The organism is Frigoribacterium sp. CG_9.8 (assembly GCF_015751965.1).
In the GTDB taxonomy this organism is placed as follows: Bacteria; Actinomycetota; Actinomycetes; order Actinomycetales; family Microbacteriaceae; genus Lacisediminihabitans.
Genome location: NZ_JADOVH010000001.1, coordinates 461,331 through 480,120 on the forward strand (window position 1 = coordinate 461,331; position 18,790 = coordinate 480,120).

17 protein-coding genes are annotated in these 18,790 nt (G+C 64.9%); 5 read left to right on the forward strand and 12 right to left on the reverse strand.

Annotated features, from left to right (window positions below):
- Positions 1–40: 40 nt before the first annotated feature.
- From IWX88_RS02380 to IWX88_RS02415, 8 genes are all read right to left on the reverse strand, one after another.
- Positions 41–727, reverse strand: a complete 687-nt coding sequence (locus tag IWX88_RS02380; RefSeq protein WP_196826783.1) for a pyridoxamine 5'-phosphate oxidase family protein — start codon at positions 725–727, stop codon at positions 41–43.
- Positions 724–1,506 carry a creatininase family protein gene (locus IWX88_RS02385; protein ID WP_196826784.1) on the reverse strand — a complete coding sequence of 261 codons (783 nt, stop codon included), beginning with the start codon at positions 1,504–1,506 and terminating at the stop codon, positions 724–726. The genes IWX88_RS02380 and IWX88_RS02385 overlap by 4 nt, the downstream gene beginning before the upstream one ends.
- Complete coding sequence (locus IWX88_RS02390) at positions 1,503–2,822, reverse strand: FAD-binding oxidoreductase (RefSeq protein ID WP_196826785.1); 1,320 nt, start codon at positions 2,820–2,822, stop codon at positions 1,503–1,505. The genes IWX88_RS02385 and IWX88_RS02390 overlap by 4 nt, the downstream gene beginning before the upstream one ends.
- 136 nt (positions 2,823–2,958) lie before the next feature.
- A complete protein-coding gene (locus tag IWX88_RS02395) occupies positions 2,959–4,134 on the reverse strand; it encodes an ABC transporter substrate-binding protein (protein WP_196826786.1) in 1,176 nt (391 codons plus the stop codon).
- Positions 4,135–4,203: 69 nt separating this feature from the next.
- Complete coding sequence (locus IWX88_RS02400; protein WP_196826787.1) at positions 4,204–5,058, reverse strand: ABC transporter permease; 855 nt, start codon at positions 5,056–5,058, stop codon at positions 4,204–4,206.
- Positions 5,058–5,837 (reverse strand): ABC transporter ATP-binding protein, encoded by a 780-nt coding sequence (locus tag IWX88_RS02405; RefSeq protein ID WP_231368732.1) that lies wholly within the window; start codon positions 5,835–5,837, stop codon positions 5,058–5,060. Before IWX88_RS02405 ends, IWX88_RS02400 begins: the two co-directional genes overlap by 1 nt.
- An 8-nt stretch (positions 5,838–5,845) precedes the next feature.
- A complete protein-coding gene (locus IWX88_RS02410) occupies positions 5,846–7,105 on the reverse strand; it encodes an amidohydrolase family protein (RefSeq protein WP_196826789.1) in 1,260 nt (419 codons plus the stop codon).
- Between the two features lie 391 nt (positions 7,106–7,496).
- On the reverse strand, positions 7,497–8,858 hold the full coding sequence (locus IWX88_RS02415; RefSeq protein ID WP_196826790.1) for an amidohydrolase family protein: 1,362 nt from the start codon (positions 8,856–8,858) through the stop codon (positions 7,497–7,499).
- 186 nt (positions 8,859–9,044) lie between these two features.
- On the opposite strand from IWX88_RS02415, the gene IWX88_RS02420 reads away from it, so the two are divergent.
- The gene (locus IWX88_RS02420) at positions 9,045–10,091 is read left to right on the forward strand and encodes an XdhC family protein (RefSeq protein WP_196826791.1); all 1,047 of its coding nucleotides are present in this window, start codon (positions 9,045–9,047) and stop codon (positions 10,089–10,091) included.
- 292 nt (positions 10,092–10,383) lie between these two features.
- On the opposite strand, the gene IWX88_RS02425 is transcribed toward IWX88_RS02420, so the two are convergent.
- Together IWX88_RS02425 and IWX88_RS02430 are read right to left on the reverse strand one after the other, a co-directional pair.
- On the reverse strand, positions 10,384–13,290 hold the full coding sequence (locus tag IWX88_RS02425) for a molybdopterin-dependent oxidoreductase (RefSeq protein ID WP_196826792.1): 2,907 nt from the start codon (positions 13,288–13,290) through the stop codon (positions 10,384–10,386).
- Entirely contained in the window at positions 13,287–14,129 is an 843-nt protein-coding gene (locus IWX88_RS02430; protein ID WP_231368733.1) for an FAD binding domain-containing protein, read from the reverse strand. Before IWX88_RS02430 ends, IWX88_RS02425 begins: the two co-directional genes overlap by 4 nt.
- A gap of 81 nt (positions 14,130–14,210) precedes the next feature.
- Between IWX88_RS02430 and IWX88_RS02435 the strand changes: the two genes are divergently transcribed.
- The 3 genes from IWX88_RS02435 to IWX88_RS02445 are packed head-to-tail and all read left to right on the forward strand — an operon-like array spanning position 14,211 to position 16,204.
- Positions 14,211–15,359 carry a mannitol-1-phosphate 5-dehydrogenase gene (locus IWX88_RS02435; protein WP_196826794.1) on the forward strand — a complete coding sequence of 383 codons (1,149 nt, stop codon included), beginning with the start codon at positions 14,211–14,213 and terminating at the stop codon, positions 15,357–15,359.
- A gap of 12 nt (positions 15,360–15,371) precedes the next feature.
- The gene (locus tag IWX88_RS02440; protein WP_196826795.1) at positions 15,372–15,776 is read left to right on the forward strand and encodes a hypothetical protein; all 405 of its coding nucleotides are present in this window, start codon (positions 15,372–15,374) and stop codon (positions 15,774–15,776) included.
- Complete coding sequence (locus tag IWX88_RS02445) at positions 15,776–16,204, forward strand: hypothetical protein (protein ID WP_196826797.1); 429 nt, start codon at positions 15,776–15,778, stop codon at positions 16,202–16,204. Before IWX88_RS02440 ends, IWX88_RS02445 begins: the two co-directional genes overlap by 1 nt.
- 17 nt (positions 16,205–16,221) lie before the next feature.
- Here the strand turns inward: IWX88_RS02445 and IWX88_RS02450 are convergent, their stop codons facing one another.
- Positions 16,222–16,623, reverse strand: coding sequence for a DoxX family membrane protein (locus tag IWX88_RS02450; RefSeq protein ID WP_196826799.1), 402 nt, complete (start codon positions 16,621–16,623; stop codon positions 16,222–16,224).
- A 149-nt stretch (positions 16,624–16,772) separates the two neighbouring features.
- On the opposite strand from IWX88_RS02450, the gene serA reads away from it, so the two are divergent.
- Entirely contained in the window at positions 16,773–18,362 is a 1,590-nt protein-coding gene (gene serA, locus IWX88_RS02455) for a phosphoglycerate dehydrogenase (RefSeq protein WP_196826801.1), read from the forward strand.
- A gap of 78 nt (positions 18,363–18,440) precedes the next feature.
- Here the strand turns inward: serA and IWX88_RS02460 are convergent, their stop codons facing one another.
- Entirely contained in the window at positions 18,441–18,692 is a 252-nt protein-coding gene (locus IWX88_RS02460; protein ID WP_196826803.1) for a DUF6458 family protein, read from the reverse strand.
- Positions 18,693–18,790: the final 98 nt, after the last annotated feature.

Below are 18,790 nucleotides of genomic sequence, written 5' to 3' on the forward strand. Positions count from 1 at the left end.
CGGTTTAGTACGGGGTGACCGGGAGCACTACGGGGGCTGCTCACCCCGGCAGGTATACCACCGTCCAGCCGCCGGAGGTAGCGCGGTATTCGACTCGGCGGCTCGGTGCGTCCGAGCCGCTGGCCCAAAAGGTCATGCGGGTGGGGCGCACAAGGAACCCGACCCAGGTATCGGGCTGCGAGAAGGCGGGCTGCGGGGTGCCGGGCCGACGGGAGTCGTCGGTGTGCTCGCCTGTGTGCTCGGCGGTGTGCTCGCCTGTGTGCTCGGCGGTGTGCTCGCCCGTGTGCTCGGCGGTGTGCTCGGCGGTGTGCTCGGCGGTGAAGGCTACCCAGCGGTCGCGGCGCTCGTCGTCCGGGTACTGGGCGAACTCGAAGGTGTTTTGCCAGGCCAGCTGCTGAAGGTACGGCGAGCGTGCAAGGTATGCCGCGGCAATTTCGTGGGCGGGCGCGACCTCTGCGCGGCCCTGCACCACGAGTTGCTTCGTGAATCCGGGCCAGAGGAACGTCAACGCGACGGCCGGACGCGCGACGATCGCTGCGGCCTTCCGCGAGAGAGCGTCGGTATGAAAGTAGAAACCCTCCGAGTCGTACTCGCTCAACAGCACAGTGCGCGCATCGGGTTCCCCGGTGACGCTCACCGTCGCGAGGTTCATCTGCGGGCGCTCCGGCTCGTCATTGCCCGGCAGCCACTCCCCGACCACATCCCAGGGGTTCTGCGGTTCGTTCACGGTTCGTGCCGGAATCGGGCGATCTCCGCGAGGGATGCCACACCATCAGCCACCGCGCGCTCGAAGATCGCACGGCCATGTTCGGCCGTCGCTCCGGTCGCGTCGCCGATCACACCCGACGGTCCGAAGTCATTGGAGAGCCAGCCGAAGCTCACCGCGCCACCGTTGAACTTGATGTATTCCAAATCCGCCATGTGATCGGGAACCCAGCGAGCGGCCTGTGTCATATCCACGAGGTCAGGCTGCAGGTGCAGGATCATCGACGTCTCCCCGTGCCCGCCGTGTATACCGAAGCCACGCTCATCCGGGCCGTCGAGGCCGTTACCCGCGGTGATTCCGGTGCCCATCAGGAAGGTGCGCAGTCCGAAGCGTCGGCGCAGTTCTCGCAGAGTAACCTGCAGGAGTGCGATGTTTCCGCCGTGTCCGTTGTAGAAGACGAGCGTCTTCGCGGGAGTCGCAGCGACCGAACGCCCGATATCCACCACCGTCTGCATGAATGTTTCCCCGGTGAGCCAGATCGTGCCCGGAGCCCAGTGGTGTTCGTCGGACTTCGTGTAGGCGAGCGGTGGAAGCAGCCAGACGTCCTGGCCGGCGGATGCGGCGGACTCGACGACAGCACGCCCGATCAGGTCGGCCATCAGAAAGTCCGTCGACAGCGGCAGGTGCGGCCCGTGATGCTCGATCGCGCCGGTCGGCAGCACGAGAATCGAGCGCTCGGTGAGTGCGGCATTCGCGGCCGGCCCGGACAGGTTGACCAGGTCGCGGGACAGCGAGATCATGAGACCTTGGCGCCGGTCGACACAGACGGCGTGACGAGTTTGCCGGGATTCAAGAGGCGCTGAGGATCGGTCGTCGCCGCAAGAGCGGCGGTGCGTTCCGGCTCGAAGTCCACGAACCACTGATGCGGATTGTGGTAGCCGACGCCAAGCGCTGTGAGTTTGTCGAAGCCCGCGAAGACCTCCGCGGCGCTGGAATAAACGCCGGCGAGCATGCCGATGGGAACCCGGTGCTGCGCTTCGATGTGCAGCATGCCACCGGGATAGACCGCGTGCACTTCGTCGATGCGATCGACGAGGGCGTCGCCGCTCACCTCCACGTGGAAGTACCGGTCGGGATAGGCCTTCTGCAGAAATTCGATCGGGTGGTTGTACGACATCATGCTGATCTGCATCGAGGCCTGAGCACCCTCGCGCACGTCTTCGACCCGTCCACCGGCCGCTTCGACGAGGGCCGTCGCCGCGGCAACCGTGGAGACGTCGAGGATCGCCCGCAGGCTCGCTCGGTCGGTCGGGATTGCCGGGTCCGGTGGTAACGCGTTGGCGAGTGTTGCGAGATCGGCTGACACCAGTCGGGGAATTGGCTCGAGTCGGCCGATCTCCCTGATTACCGAGATGGCGTGCTCGAAGGTGTCGAAACTCGCGAAGAATCCGCGCCAGTCCTGCAGCGGCTCGGTCACCACGGTGGCCCGGGCGATGATGCCCGCCGTGCCGTAGGTGTGTACGTAGGGCTGTGCGGCCTCCCCGGCGACGTGCACGAGCGAAGCATCCGCAACCGCGTGCACCACGTCGAGCGCGGCGACGAATCCGTCGCTGTTCGAGCCGTGCTTGATCGATCCGGTGCCGCCGGAGCCACCGGAGAGAAAACCGCCGACCGAGGAGTTGGCGGTCGAGGGATACATCAAGATCTGCTGGCCAGCCTCGTTGGCTGCCCGCTCGAGCGCAGACATCGACGCGCCAGCCTCGGCGGTGATGAACCCATCACCGACCTCGGTGATAGCCCGGGCCCGGGACATATCGAGCACAAGACCACCCGCCATCGGGATGGCTTGGCCGTAGTTGCCGGTGCCCTTGCCTCGCGGAGTGATCGGAATACCGTGGCGTACGGACGCTGCGACAGTCGCGGCGATCAGTTCCGCACTCGCCGGGTAAGCGACGAGCTCGGCCAGCCCGAGTGGCAGCTGTTCCTTGATCACGGGGGAGAGGTGCGCTCCGTCGGTTGATGCTCTCTGGCGTGCGAGGAGTTCGACACTCACGCCGCGGTCGCCGAGCAGTTCACGCAACTCGGCTTCGAGGGCGGCAATGGGGGAGTCGTTCATGGTGGTCCTTTAGTGAAGCTGACAGTGCATGACCATGCCACTGGTGACGACGAAATGCTTCATGAGAAAGCGCTGCCTGGCCAGTCGCGCGGGGCGGGCCATCGTCGTCGTCACCAGTGGGTCACTCATGGGTGGTTCAGAATCCGATCGTCTTGCTCAGGAACTCGTTGGTGAAGAGGTCGGTCGCCTTGAGACCGGCCTTGGGCGCGGAACCCGTCGCGGTGAACAACGGGGTGTCGATGTCGATGACCTTCTGCACGCGGGCCTCATCGAAGTCACCGACGTAGGCGTTGGAGCCGTTCGAGGCGATCTTGAGCTTCTTCATCTGGCTGACTCCGAAGTCTGCGACCTTCTCGGAGTAGACCCAGCCGTTGTTGAACGCCGTCACGAGGTCGGCAACCAGCTTGTTGGTCATCGCCGGCTTCGAGATGTAGTCCACGTCGGCCTGCTGCAGCACGGGTACGAGCTTGGTGAGGCACGGGCTGAGTTTGGTGAGGTCCGCAGATCGCACCGATACTGCCTCCGGGTAGATCGGGTATCCGGTGTCGTGAATCAGCTGGAAGCTGAGGGGCTTGCCCCAGGCTGAGACCTCGTTCTCGTAAATGTATGGTTCGGCGGTGGCGAAGCCCTGCTGGCCGTCCTTACCCTTTGCGGTGACGAACTTCGCCGGGCTGCCGTCGTAGGCACCGTCGGTCTGGGCTGCCGGGAGGATTCCCGATCCCTGCAGGTAGCCCATGTAGGCGGCACCCTGGAAGTAGCGCACGACACCGCCACTGGTCTTGAGTGCGCTGGCCAGGTCCTTGATGGTCTTGACCTTGGGGTAGGTCGCCGGGTCCCACATGATCATCTGCGGAGAGATGTCGTTTTCGGCGAAGACTGCGGTGGTCGGCAGGCTGGCTGACAGCTGCACGGCTTCGTCGGTGGAGACATAACCGAGGGTGATGTCCTTGTCTTTATACAGCTCAGAACTCACCGTGGAGAAGCCGATGGCCGGTCCACCGGATCGGATCTCGACCTTTACGCCGGTGGACTTTCCGCCGGAGTAGAGGTCGCCGCTCACGGACTTCTTGTCGGCGTTGATCACCGGGTTCGGCCCGAGCAGCTCGTAGAGGTGACCGTGGTCCGCCTCGGGGTTCCAGTCGGTCTGGATGGTGACGGTGGCCGGGCAGACGCCCGAGAGGTTGACGGCCCCTGCTGCGGCGGTCGGCGCTGTACTGCTGCTCGGGGATGCGCTGGCGCATCCGGACAGAGCGATCCCTGCAGCGAACACCATGCCGACGGCGATGGTGGAGCGGACTGCTGTTTTGTGCATTAAAACTCCTCGTGTGATGTGTGCTGTGTGAGTGCGAAGGGTGGTGCGGGTGAAACTCTCTGGGGCGGATCAGCTGAAGTCGTACCACTTGCCGATGGCGAGGCGACCGATCCATCCAAAGAACAGGAAGACCGCGACGCCGAGCAGTGAGGCGGTGAGAATTGCGGCGTAGGTTCCCGCTCCGTTGAGCCGGGATGTCGAGACCTGAATCAGCACACCGAGACCGGGAGTACCCCGCTGGAAGAACTGGTCGCCCACGATGGCGCCAATCACCGACAGCCCGGCAGCGTTACGAAGGCCGACGAAGATCGAGGGGAGTGCGGCGGGGAACTGCAACTTGGTGAGCGTCGTCCACCGGCTCGCACCCTGCAGCTTAAAAAGTTCGCGCTGCGCGAGGTCGGTCGACTGCAGTCCGAATAGCGTGTTCGACACCATCGGGAACACCGAGATCAGCACTGTGACGATCACGCGCGACAGAAACTCGTACCCGAACAGAGCGCCGATCAGCGGAACGAGCGCCAGCACCGGGATGCATTGCAACACCACCGCATAGGGGTAGAGGGAGCGCTCGACCCACTTGGCCTGCGACATCAGCGTCGCCCAGACCACGCCGATCACGATCGCGATCGTGAGTCCGGTGAGTGCGACCTGGGCGGAGTTGCCGAGATCCGCAACGAGCTGCGGAGTGAACAGCGGATCGGCGAACGCCGCCTTGATCACCAAATGCGGATAGGGCACGAGGAATGCAAGTTGCTGACTGGCGTAGTAGTTCGCCAGCAGGTACCAGAGCCCGACGAGAGCAGCAAGCACCACGACCGGTGGCCACCATAGCGATGACCGATGCGCATAGACCCGGTTGATGCGCGCTTGCCGCTGGGACGGATCCGGAATTGCAGCGGATGTCACTTGGGGGGAGAGGGCCATCAGCTGTGCCCCTCTCGCAGTGCGTGGGAGACTTCGCCGACGAGCTCCGCGAACTCCGCGGTGAAGCGGATATCCGGATCCCGCGGCATCGGGAACGGCACGTCGAAGGTGCCAACGATCGATCCGGGTCGGCCGGACATCACGACGACCTTTGTCGAGAGGTAGACGGCCTCGGAGACCGAGTGGGTGATGAACAACCCGGCGAACTGCTTTTCGACGAAGAGCCGAAGCAGCTCATCATTCAGCCGCTCGCGGGTGATCTCATCGAGCGCACCGAAGGGCTCATCGAAGAGGAATAGCTCCGGCTCGAGGGTGAGTGAGCGGGCGAGTGACGTGCGCATCTTCATGCCACCGGAGAGTTGCTTTGGTAGGTTCTTCTCGAAGCCGCTGAGGCCAACAAGGTCGATCGCCTCTTGTGCCCGTGCCCGACGCTCCTTCGGCTTCATCCCACCCAACTCGGCAAGCAGTTCCACGTTGTCCTGTACCGTGCGCCACGGCAGGAGTGTCGCATCCTGGAACACGTAGCCGATGCGTTTCGTGTCGATCTCGGCGATGCCCGCGGAGGCGGTCTCGAGTCCGGAGGCGATGCGCAGCAGGGTGGACTTGCCGCAACCGGAGGGCCCGACGACGGTGACGAACTCGCCGCGGTTCACGGTGAGATCAATGCCGCTGAGGGCGATGGTGCCGTTGGGAAACTGCATCGCGACATCGCGGAAATCGAGCAGTGTGCCGTGGGGTGCGGCGCTGCGAGATGGCTTCGTGAGTGCTGGGGCGGACATGCTCAGCATCACCTCGTTTCGGCTAGAAAGGCGGGGGAATCCACTGCCTGAAGGGGCGTTGCGACATCGTAGGTCACGGTGCTGTGGGCTACGAGACGGCCGGCGTGGATGACGAAGCGGTCCGCGGAGGCGTTGGCGACGACATCCGAGAGGTTCGTGCCGCGCACCGCGAGCAGCTCGGCGGCCGCACCGACCTCGACCCCGGCGACGGGGAGCGACATGACGGACCGGGCACCGGAGCTCACTGCGGCATACGCCTCGTCGAGCGTGAGGTGCCCGGCCGAGACGAGCAGCGACGCGGTCTCGAGTGCATCACTGCGCCCGACCGGGTTGAATGGATCGCGCACGTTATCGGCTCCGGCCCCGACGCGCACTCCGGCATCCAGCAGCGCACGCAGTGCCGTCAGCCCCCGCGGGGTGCCAACCGGATGCTGCCAGCCCTGCAGGTAGAGGTTCGTGATGGGCAGCGAGATGATGCCGATGTCGCTTGCGAGCACTTCGACAATCACCGCGGCGAGCTCGTTCGGTTCGAGGGTGCCGAGGCGCACGCAGTGACCTGCGGATGCCGGCGCCGTCCAGTCGCGCACCAGCCGCGCGTACTCTCCGAGGGTTGGCACGCCGGTGAGGCTCTCATCGGTGTGGATGTCGCTGCCGACTCCGCGACGCTCAGCGATGCCGACGAGGCGGCGAAGATCGGCGATCGGATCCTCGGACAGGTGCGGTGCGCCGCCCACCAGGTCGACGCCGAGGTCGAGCGCCTCATCGACGTGTTCACTCGGAACAAATGGCCCGGCGAGGGCTACGAGCTCGATGTCCATGAGTCCGCGCAGCTCATCGCGCACGCGCACGAGAGCGTGAACCCCGCGCATCGGATCGTCACCGGCGAGCAGATCCACGTGTGTGCGCACGGCGGTGATGCCCTGCCGCAGCAGCAGCAGGGCGGCCTGCCGGGCCCGATCCGCGATGCTTATCATCGTCATGACCTCGGTGTAGTCATGCCACGACTGGATCGCGAGTTCGAGATCACCCATCGGTGGATTGATGAGATCCCACGACAGCGCCTTGTCGAGGTGCGCGTGCGGTTCGGCCGGCGCAGCGAGCAGCAGGAAGCCAGTCAGATCAAGGGTGTCCGGGTTGATCGCAGTGTCGAGTCCGGTTGCGGGCACGATGCTGCTCACCGTGCTGCCGTTGAGCGTGACGTCCACGCGCGATCCGTCGGGAAGTGTCGCATTCACCAGCCGGGAGATGTGACGGGGCAGGGATGACACGGCGCGACACCTTCCTCGAGCTGCTCGGAGTTTGCGACCATCGCACCGGTGAGTTGGCCGAAAAACATGTGAAGAGTTACAGCATCCCTGACCTTAGAGACGCCCCATTTCCGACATGTAACGGCATCGTTTCCATGTGTTAAGCCTGCATTCGTCGGTTCGCGCGCACTCTCGCCGGTCAGAGTGATCACCAGTGATGTGACCGCTGATCACGCCCGAAACAGCGTGGCGGTATCCCGGTCGATGTGTCGACAGATCCGAAGTCTCACCGCACCAGAGAGGCTCAACCGACGACAACGATATACCTAAAAAATGTGGCTTGTGGAGCTCGCCTGGAGTGCGGACCTACCCTCCCCGTTTTTCACCGTGCCGGCCCTTTTTGGGCTGGCTTTCATTCGGCCAACGGAACCCGAGCTTTCAGCCGTGCCACCAGGTCGTGTTCGTCGTCATTCACGAGTGTGTAGTCCCGCACAACCACCTGCCCGGCCACAACCACGTGCCTCGGACGCCGACCGGGATTCGCCCAGAGTAGGCCGGCCACCGGGTCGGCGACGCCGGCGTCCGCGATGCCCGAAACGTCCCACACACAAAGATCCGCAGCGGATCCGGCACGGAGATTGCCCAACTCCGTGCGTCCGAGTCCAGCCGAAGAGCCTGCCATCGCCATGCCGAGCACCCCGCGAGCCGAGATCGGCGGCCCGACAAGCGGCGCAACCTGCATCGCGAGCCGGGCATCCGCAAGGAGGTGTCCGGCATCGTTGCTTCCGCCTCCGCTGGTACCGAGGCCCACCGTGATACCTGCGGCCCTCAGCGCTGCGACCGGGGCGATGCCCCATCCCATCGGCAGGTCGCAGCCCGGCGCGTGCGTCGCGGTGATTCCGGATGCTGCGAGCCGCCGGATCTCGTCTCCGGTCACATCGCAGAGGTGCGCGAGTGTCACTCCCGGCTGCAGCCATCCCCAGTCCTCGAGCAGATCGAGCGGACGTCTGCCGTATTTTTCGAGCGCGATCGCAACATCCACCTGCTCATTGGCCTGAGTGCGCCGCTGTAAACCGTACTTCTCGGCGACCTCGGCGAGCAGTTCGAAGGTTTCCCGGCTGTCGCTGTGCACTCCGGCTGGGCCGACGGCTAGCTGAAGCATGCCGTCTCCTGTGCGTGGCAGCAGCGCCCGCACGATGGCTTCGGCGGAGGCTGCGGCTTCCTGCGCATCATCCCTCGCCGAGCCGCGCACGAAGACCAGCCTGCCACCAAGCGCTCGTGCGGCATCCGCGGTCGCTGTCGCGATGGCGACACTGTCGCTTGCGTTTGTTTGACTGGTGATTTTTTGGCTGCCGCTGTTCTGGCTGCCGCTGTTTTGGTTGGTGCCGCTGTGGTCGGCGCTTGGCCAGGTGAGATGGTGGTCGGCGACGGTCGTGACCCCGCAGAGCAGTCCTTCCGCCACACCGACGGATGCTGCGGCATAGGCCAGCCCGGCGTCCACTCCCGCACGGGCGTATGCCGCTGCCATCGTGGGCAACCAGTCCCGCATGGCGACACCGCGGGTGCCGGGCAGGGTGCGGAAGGCAGACTGCAGCAGGTGGTGGTGGGCGTTGACGAGCCCGGGCGTGACGACGCATCCGCTCGCGTCCAGGATTTCGCCTGGCTCCGTGTGCGTGCGTCCGGTGGAGACCACGCCATCCCGCAGTTCGAGGTCGCCGTCGCGTTCAGTGCTCTCGTCGATGAGGATTCGGATCGCGCGGGTGATTGTCAGCATGGTGTTTTCTAGCACTCGCGTGTGTGCAGTGCATGACACCGCACCCTTCCTCGCGCGCCCAGCTCCTCTTCGCCTCTTCTTCTCGTGAGTCTTGTGTAGGCAAATGGCCTGCAGCAGGCAGTGGGCGGCCGGCAGCCGGCAGCCTGCAGTAGGCGATCCCCCATGCGACTATGCGATCCTGACAGCATGTTTGAGATCGGAGATCGCCTGCTTGCCGCAGTCACTGCGGGTAAGCGCCTTGCCGTTGCCACCGCGGTTGTCATCGATGGCAGCGCGCCGCGCACGGTTGGCACCTCGATGGCGTTCGACGGAACGACCGTGATCGGCAGCATTGCCGGCGGCTGTGTCGAGGGCGCGGTGATCGAAACCTGCGAATTGGTTCTCGCCGACGGCATCCCGCGCACCGTCGAATACGGGGTGAGCGATGAGTCGGCTTTCTCGGTCGGGCTCACCTGCGGCGGACAGTTGCGCATCCACGTGCAGTTGCTTGACGATGAGCTGATCGGGGCGCTTCGGGGACAGCGCAGCCTCGAAGTGTGCGCGGGCTTCATTGAACATCCACCGGTCGACCGACACCTGATAGTTTTCGGCGCAATGGAGTTTTCTGCTGCGCTGTCCGCTGCAGCGCAGGTGCTCGGTTACCGGGTGACGCTGTGCGACCCGCGCGCACTCTTTGCGACACCCGAGCGATTTCCGGGAGCTGAAATAATCGTCGCCTGGCCCACCGTGTGGTTCGAGACGGCGAGGGTCAACGAACGCACGGTGATCTGTGTGCTCAGCCACGATGCCCGGTTCGATGCCGAACTCATTGCCCTCGCACTCGGTTCGCCGGCCGCATTCGTCGGTGCGATGGGATCGCGCCGCACGCATGACCGCCGAATCGCCTCGCTGCGCGAGAGAGGCGTCAGCGAGGAAGCGATCGTGCGTCTGCGCTCGCCGATTGGCCTCGACCTCGGCGCTAGCTCGGTCGAGGAGACCGCCATCGCGATCCTCGCAGAGGTGATTGCGGCGCGGTCCGAGGCATCCGCACGACCTCTCTCGGTGACTTCCGGAGCCATCCACCCGGCGCCTGTTCTGGCTGCTGTAGCCACAGATGCTGTCTCGGCTGCCGCCTCAATTGCTGCCACTGCTGCCACTGCTGCCACTGCGGCCGCCAGAGCGGCCGCTACAGATGTCGCTACAGTTCCTGCCACAGCACCCGTCTCGACGGCTGGGAGCGTGCTCGTCGAATAGTGCGGGCCAGACTGGGTGACTCGGGCCAGACCGGGTGGCGCGGGCCAGACCGGCCCGATCAGTCGGATCCGCCATGCGGCCGTCGAGCGCACACCCGTTCACAAATCGACTCGGTAGTTGTTGCGACCTGGCGTCGGGAAATATCGCAACGATTACCAAGTCGATTGTTGGGGGGACTGCCTTCGATGGGGAGCCAGGTGTGGGGTAACCGCGCTTGACGGGGAGCCAGGTGCGGGGGCTCGGTTCGATGGGGAGCCAGGTGTGGGCGGGCCCGAAGCGGGCCGACCCCGGCCTACTCCGCCGCGCCAGAGGCCTCGCCAGAGGCCGCATCAACGGTGGCATGCGACGCCAGGCGCCACAGACGCTCGCGGGACATCGGGAGTTCGTGGGGGCGGATGCCGAGAGCATCCCGGATCGCATTGGCAAGGGCCGGCGCCACCGGGTTGTACGGCGCCTCGCTCATCGACTTCGCTCCGAGCGGACCGAGGGCATCGAAGGTCTCGGCGAAAAACACCTCGGTCTGCGGGATGTCCGCAAACCGCGGCACGTGGTAGTTGCGGAACGCGGTGGTGGTGACGCGCCCCGCGCCATCGAGGCGCATCTCCTCGTAGAGCGCGGTGCCGATCGCCTGGGCCGTGGCCCCCTCGATTTGCCCACGCAGCTGCTCGGGGTTGAGCACGGTTCCGGCATCGGCCGCCTGCACGGACTGCAGGATTCGCACCTCGCCGGTGGCGGGATTCACGGCCACGCGGAAGCCATGCACGTTGAACGCCACGGTGCGGGGTGTGCCGTCGTGCCGTCCGGAAGCTGTGAGAGGCCCCGCCGCCAGCAGCTCTTCCGCCGGGAAATGACGGTCGCCGATACGCACGCCGCCACCCTCTACGAGCTCGTCGGAAACCAAGTCGATACGCACGCCGCCACCCTCTACGAGCTCGTCGGAAACCAAGTCGATAGGCACGCCGCCGCCCTCGTCGGGAACCAAGCCGGCGGACACACCACCATCCTCACCGGAAACCAAGCCGGCCGGTGCGCTTCCGCGCCCCCCAGAATCAGCCCCCGGGGAATATGCCCGCTCGAGCATGAGTGCACGCAACTTTTCGGCCGCGGCGAGCAGGGCTTTACCGGCGACGACGACACCCGCGGATCCGAACGCTCCGGTGTCGTACTTCACCACGTCGGTGTCGGACTGGCGGATACGCACGCGGTCGACGGTCGTTCCGAGAGCGGATGCCACCAGCTGGGTATGCACTGTCGTGGTGCCGTTGCCGAATTCGACGGTGCCAACGCCGATCTCGAAGTCTCCGGACGCCAGCAGGGTGACCGTGGCATCTGCATAGTGTCCACGGGGTGGAAGGGACGCGATCATGGCGAGTGCCATACCGGTGCCGAAACGCCACTCGGGGTCGGGCGCAGGCGAAACGTCAGACGAACCAGCAGACGGAAAGCCAGCCAGCGCATCCTGCACGAGGTCGAGGCACTGATCCAGCCCATACGAGCCGTAGAGCAGGTCCGTTTCGGCGTGCGGCTCTACAACCACCATGTCGTCCCCCGGCACGACGACGTTGCGCCGGCGCAGCTCGAACGGATCCATTCCGAGGGTGCGCGCGAGCTCATCCATTGCCGACTCGATCGCGAAGATCACCTGCCCGAGGCCGTAGCCCCGGAATGCACCCGATGGCAGGTTGTTTGTGTAGACCGACTCGGCATCCACCCGCTTGTTCGCGCAGCGGTAGACGCTGATCGATTCGTGGATGCTGTGGAACATGACGCCGATACCGTGGTTGCCGTAGGCGCCCGTGTCCACGAGCTCATCGATCGCCATGGCGGTGAGGGTGCCGTCGGCGGTCGCTGCGAGAGTGACGGACACGCGGATCGGATGCCGCGGCGAGGCCAGGGTGAACTCATCCTCCCGGGTGAACTCGTACTGCACGGGTCGCCCGGTGCGCAGCACGGCGAGGGTCACGAGGTCTTCGGTGAAGAGCTCCTGCTTGCCACCGAAACCGCCGCCGACCCGTGCGGTGAAGACGCGCAGTCGCTCGGGTTCGAGGTCGAAGATGTGGCAGAGTTCATCCCGCACCAGATAGGGCACCTGGGATGAGGTGCGCAGCACCAGTCGCCCGTCGGAGTCGAGCCAGCCACGGGTTGCGTGGGTTTCGAGGGCCGCATGGTTCACTCGCTGGGTCTGCCAGGTGCCGGTGGCCACGGCATCCGCTGCCGCGATCGCAGCATCCACATCACCCATCTCGCCGTGCATCTCGGCAAGCACGTTGCGCTCGGGGGCGGTCACTCGCTGATCGGAACCCTTGTCGGCATGCAGCAGCGGTGCGCCCGGCTGGCGCGCCAGGTGCGGGTCGAAGACACCGGGCAGCACCTCGTACTCCACCTCGATGAGCGCGAGCGCGCGTTGGGCAATCGCCACCGAGTCGGCCACAATCGCGGCGACCCGCTGGCCGATAAAGCGCAGCACCGGATCGAGCACGAGCGTGTCATCCGGATCGTCCGTGCGCATCTCGTGTCGTCCGGTCGAGAACAGTGTCGCGGGGGAGTCCCGGTGGGTGAGCACCGCGTGTACCCCCTCGACCGCAAGTGCGCGCGCGGTATCGATGGAGAGGATGCGCGCATGGGCGTGCGGGCTCTTCAGCACCGCGAGATGCAGCAGCCCGGTTGTTCTCACGTCGAGGGTGAACTCCTCCTCGCCGGTGGTAATTCGCAGGCCGGCAGGCGCCCGAACCGACCGCCCGGCGGCCGCACCGGACGCCGGCGTCTGGGTGTTCGAGGTGCCGCAGATGGCATCCTTTATCGACCGGTAGCCGGTGCAGCGGCAGATATTGCTCTTCAGCAATCTCGGCAGGTCGTCCAGGTCCTCCTCAGTGAAGGTCGACGCCGTCACGATCATGCCTGCGGTGCAGAATCCGCACTGGAAACCGGCCGCATCCACAAAGGACTTCTGAAGCGGATGCGGATGCTCCGGGCTGCCGAGCCCCGAAACGGTGGTGATCTCCACACCCTCGAGTCGATGCGCGGGCAGGATGCAGGAGTGGATCGGTTCGCCGTCGAGCAACACCGTGCAGGAACCGCAGTCGCCGCTGTCGCAGCCCTTTTTCACGTCGAATTGACCAAGATCGCGCAGGACCGTGCGCAGCACTTGGCCCGCGGCCGGTGTCGCTTCGACGGACTCGCCATTTACCGAGAATTTCATGCCAGCTCCAGCCGCAACTGCTCTGCAAATCGCACGCTCATCGCACGCCTCCAGTCGGAGGACCCGTGGGCGTCGTCGTACCAGCAGTCGATCGCCAGCACGCGTTCCTGCAGCTCCGGTGCCGAGGGCATGCCGTCGAATCGCAGCTGCACGGGATGCGACGTGCCCCCGGTCACGGTGAAGACTGTCTCACCGGTCGGTGCCACTCGAGCGATCACGAGCGTGCCCGTGCGGCCCAGATCATTCAGGGCGATGCGGCGGAATCCGGTACGGGAATCGAGGGAGGCGAACGGGATCACGATCTCGCGCAGCACCTCGCGGGGCTCGAGCGCAGTGCGCATCACACCGGTGACGAGGTCGGCAACGGGCATCCGTCGCTCTCCGCCCGATGGCATCCAGATCACCGCTTCGGCGTCGAGGGATGCGGCGAGCGAGATCATTGGACCGGCGGGCAGCGCCAGAGCGATATTGCCGCCGACGGTTGCGATATTCCAGATCTTGTACGAGGCGAGGAACGAGTTCGCGCAGTGCCAGAACAGGGCGTATGGATCGGTGTGTGACTCGTATCCACTGCCCGCGCGAACCGGGTCGGTGCGCAGCGCCGGTGGAGTGAGCCGGGAGAGTTCGGCGACGGTGCAGGTCGCGGCGATCACGAGAGCGGAGGCCGTGCGTGTTACCGGCGCCCAACCGAGCCGGGTGATGTCTACGAGGCCAGTGAGTCCGGTCTCCGGTACGGAGAAGAGCCAGGTGCCGCCGGCCAGAATTTTTTCGCTTGACCCGATCACGATTTCCGATCGGGCGGAGGGCACGCGAATCTCCTGCACATCGATAAGGTCCATTGTCTGACCAGTAAACAGCACGAATGTGACAAATCTATGACAGCGCCAACGCCGGATGACGCGCCGGTAGAATTGGCGGCCATGAGCAACAAGACCGCTGTGCATTTCGGCGCCGGCAACATCGGCCGCGGTTTTGTCGCCCAGTTTTTGCACGTGAGCGGCTACCAGGTGATCTTCGCCGACGTCAACGACGACATGATCGCAGAGCTACAGGCCGCCGACAGTTATCACGTGCACGAGGTTGGCGAGCATTCCACGTCGAGCGTTGTCGACAACTTCCGGGCCCTGAACAGCCGCACCCATGAGGCCGAGGTCGTCGCCGCCATCGCTGCCGCCGATGTTGTCACTACCGCCGTGGGGGCGCGCATCCTGCAATTCATCGCCCCCATCATCGCCAAGGGTCTTGATGCCCGCACCGCGGGAGCAGCCAAGCTCACGGTCATCGCCTGCGAAAACGCTCTTGGCGGCACCGACATCCTCGCGGGGCACGTGCGAAAGCACACGCCCGGTCACAACGCCGTCTTCGCCAACTGTGCGATCGACCGCATCGTGCCAGAGCAGCACGGCGGACTGGATGTCACGATCGAATCCTTCTACGAGTGGGTCGTCGACCGCACACCGTTCCACGGCCATGACGGTGCCGGCCACACTCCCGAGATCCACGGCATCTCCTGGGTGGACGACCTGGCTCCCTTCATCGAACGCAAGCTGTTCACGGTGAACGCCGCTCATGCCGCCGCGGCTTACCACGGCATCGATCGCGGCTGGGTGTCGATCCGCGAAGCTCTCGCCACCCCCGAACTGCAGTCCGAGGTGCGCGCCGTGCTCGCCGAGACGAAGTCACTCCTGGTCGCCAAACACGGGTTCGACGCCGATGAACAGCAGGCCTACATCGAGAAGACACTCATCCGCATCTCCAATCCGCATCTGCCCGACACCTGCGAGCGGGTCGGTCGCAATCCGATGCGCAAGCTCGGTCGCAACGAACGCTTCATCGGGCCAGCGGCCGAGCTCGCCGAGCGCGGAATGCCAGCTTGGGACCTGCTGAATGCGGTCGGGGCCGCACTGCGCTTCGATGTCGCGGGGGACGAGGAGAGCGTTCAGCTGCAGGAACTGCTTTCGAGTGGCCTGCCCGCTGACATACTTGCGGTCGAAATCACCGGAGTCGAGCCGGAACACCCGTTGTTCCCACACCTGGTCGAAGTCATCCAGCTTCGCCTGGATCGCTGAGGTCGGCCTCCCGTGGCTGTCGATAATTACGAAGAAGGCCTCAGCTGGGGCGCCGAAAACGACCCGACCCATGTCGAAGCCCCGGTTGCTGAGCAGGCAGCCGATTCGGATGAGCCGCACGAACCGGGCACGAGTTCTGCCCTGCTGGTAACCCTCGGTGTGTTCGGAGGAATCTTTCTGCTGTACACCGTCGGCTGGCTCATCGGGATGCAGCGCAGCACCGTGCCATCCGCGACCCTCTTCTTCGTCTTCATGTACCGTCTCGGCCAGGTTCTCGCGATCGCGGCACCAGCAGCCTGGTTCATTGGCGTTCTCGTGCTCGCCCGTGAGCGACGTGCCGGAGTGCGCATCATCTGGCTGCTGGTCGGTGTCGTTCTCCTCGCGCCCTGGCCGTTCATTCTCGGATTGGGAGCCTGATGACCAACGATGATTCCGCCGACTCTCGCCCCGATGCCGGCACGACGTCAGATACTGGGTCGCCTCTCCCCACGACGGGCAGAGCGGATGTCGAGCCGCGCCGATTCGCACGCATCGGCTGGCTCAGTCTCACGATCGCCATTCTGTTCGGGCTCTTCTACGCGTACGACCTCTTCGAAGCGATCTCGAACGTGGTCGGCGTCACCTCGCAGATCACGCTCTACAACGAGGCGCGAGCCGTGGTGAAACTCGACCCCGTGCCCATCCCCTGGGGGTGGCTGGTGATCGATGTTCTCCTTGCGCCGGTCGTCTTCGCGTTGGCTGTGTTCATCGGACGTAGAAAAGCCGTGCTGCTCAGAGTGCTGCTCTTCGTGGTCGGGCTCACGCTGGTTGCCGCCGCGACGCTATCGGTCGAGGCCCTCGCCTGACCCGATGCCGTGCGCAACTAGCGCGGCACCGTCACGATCGACACCAGAATCACAGCGATGACCACCAGCTGGGCGATATAGCGCGGCCAGAACGGAATGGCGGCGGCACCGAACCGCTCCGGATGCTGGGATGCGAAGTGATTCGCCGGAAACACCGCGATAAGAAAAACCACCAGCATGATGCCAGCGAGGAACGTGGTCACGGGCACGAGCAGCCCGATGCCGCCGGCGATCTCGCACACACCGGTGAACCGTACAAGAGTCCGGCCGCTGATCAGGCCGCCGCGCGTGATGTATTCGGGGATCATTGCGGCCATACCCCGCGCGGGCCCCGGCCGGAAGTGGGTGATCCCCACGCCGACGAACATGATGGCCAGCAGGATGCGAAGCACGAGCTGCACGGTTTCGAAGGTGGTCATCGGGCAATCCTTGCAGAGACGTCCTTGCGCGCCCGGCATCGACGGGCGTCCAACTGTCAGGGGCTTGGCGGTGGTGGGCTAAAGTTCAATGGCCGGAGCGTCCATCGTGTCGCGGCATCCCCCCTACTTCCAAACGAAGGATCCGATTCGTGGCAAAGCCGATCGTTGTGATCGCTGAAGAACTCTCTCCTGCTACCGTCGAGGCCCTCGGTCCGGACTTCGACGTGCGTTCCGTGGACGGCACAGACCGGCCGGCCCTGCTCGCCGCGCTCGCCGAGGCCAGCGCGGTGCTAATCCGCTCTGCGACCCAGGTAGATGCCGAGGCAATCGCCGCCGCAAAGCATTTGAAGGTCGTGGCGCGCGCCGGCGTCGGGCTCGACAACGTGGACATCAGGGCCGCGACGGAAGCGGGTGTCATGGTGGTCAATGCGCCCACGTCAAACATCATCTCGGCGGCCGAGCTCACGGTCGGCCACATCCTGAATCTTGCGCGACACATCCCGGCCGCTCACGGCGCTCTCGCTGACGGTCAATGGAAGCGCTCGAAGTACACCGGGGTCGAGATCTTCGAGAAGACGATCGGCATCATCGGGCTCGGACGCATCGGTGCACTGATCACCGCCCGCATGCAGGCGTTCGGAACGAAAATCGTCGCCTACGATCCGTATGTCACCGCCGCTCGCGCCCAGCAGCTCGGCGTCACATTGCTCAGCCTCGATGAGTTGCTCGCCCAGAGCGACTTCGTGACCATCCACATGCCGAGGACCCCCGAGACCACCGGCATGATCGGCGACGCGCAGTTCGCACTCATGAAGAACACGGCCTATATCGTGAACGTCGCCCGGGGCGGACTCATCGACGAGGATGCCCTCTACCGCGCGCTTACTGCTGGCACCATCGCCGGTGCTGGTCTCGATGTTTTCGTGCACGAGCCGCCGGTCGGCTCGCCACTTCTGGCGCTGCCGAATATCGTCGTCACCCCGCACCTCGGTGCTTCCACCGACGAGGCCCAGGAGAAAGCGGGCGTGTCGGTTGCGAAGTCCGTGCGCCTCGCGCTCTCCGGCGAGCTCGTGCCGGATGCCGTGAATGTGGCCGGCGGCGTCATCGATACGAGCGTGCGGCCGGGGATCCCCCTGATGGAGAAGCTCGGACAGCTCTTCGCCGGGCTCGCCTCGAGTCCGATCACCGCAGTCGATGTCGAAATCCGCGGGGAGATCGTCGAGTTCGACGTGAAGGTGCTGAAGCTCGCTGCACTCAAGGGCATCTTCACCAACGTCGTGAGCGAATCCGTGAGCTACGTGAACGCTCCGCTGCTCGCCGAGCAGCGGGGCATCACCGTGCGCCTCACGACGGATGCGGTGAGCGATGAATACCGCAACCTTCTGACCATCCGCGGCACCCTCAGCGACGGCAGCCAGATCTCGGTCTCTGGCACTCTCACCGGATCCAAGCAGGCGCAGAAGATCGTCGAAATCAACGGGTATGACGTGGAGGTGCCGGTCGCCGAGCACCTCATCGTGATGATCTACACCGACCGCCCCGGAATCGTTGCGGTCTACGGCAAAGAGTTCGGCGAGGCCGGAATCAACATCGCGGCCATGCAGATCAGCCGCCGCGAGGCCGGCGGTCAGGCGCTGAGCGTGCTCACCGTCGACTCTCCAGCACCCGTTGGACTCCTCGAGACGGTGCGTCTGGCGATCCAGGCGGATCTTCTGCGCGAGATCGACATCACCGACTGACGGTCAACCCGTCGAACCAACGAAGACGCGCCCCCCTTTCGAACCCGAAAGGGAGGCGCGTTGCAGCAGGTGGGATGACTAGACGACGTCTCCCCGGGTTTCCTGGCTGGTGCTCTTCTCGTTTCCGGTCGCGTCGACAGCCGTACGCGTGGTCGATATCGTCGACCGCTTGCGCGTGGCCATGATGATCGAGATCAGAAAGACCACCACACCGGCCCCCATGAGCAGATAGCCGATGAGGATGAGGTTTACCCCCGGGACTGTGAAACTGACGGCGAATGCGATAACCGCGCCGATGACGAAAAGAAAGATGCCTGTACCGATACCCATGATGAGCCCTTCCAGTGCTGTTGTGCCTTGTAAAGGTGCGCCGTAACTGGCGCGCCCGATCAATGCGTGATCACAATTGTAGTCATTTGTCCCTCGGA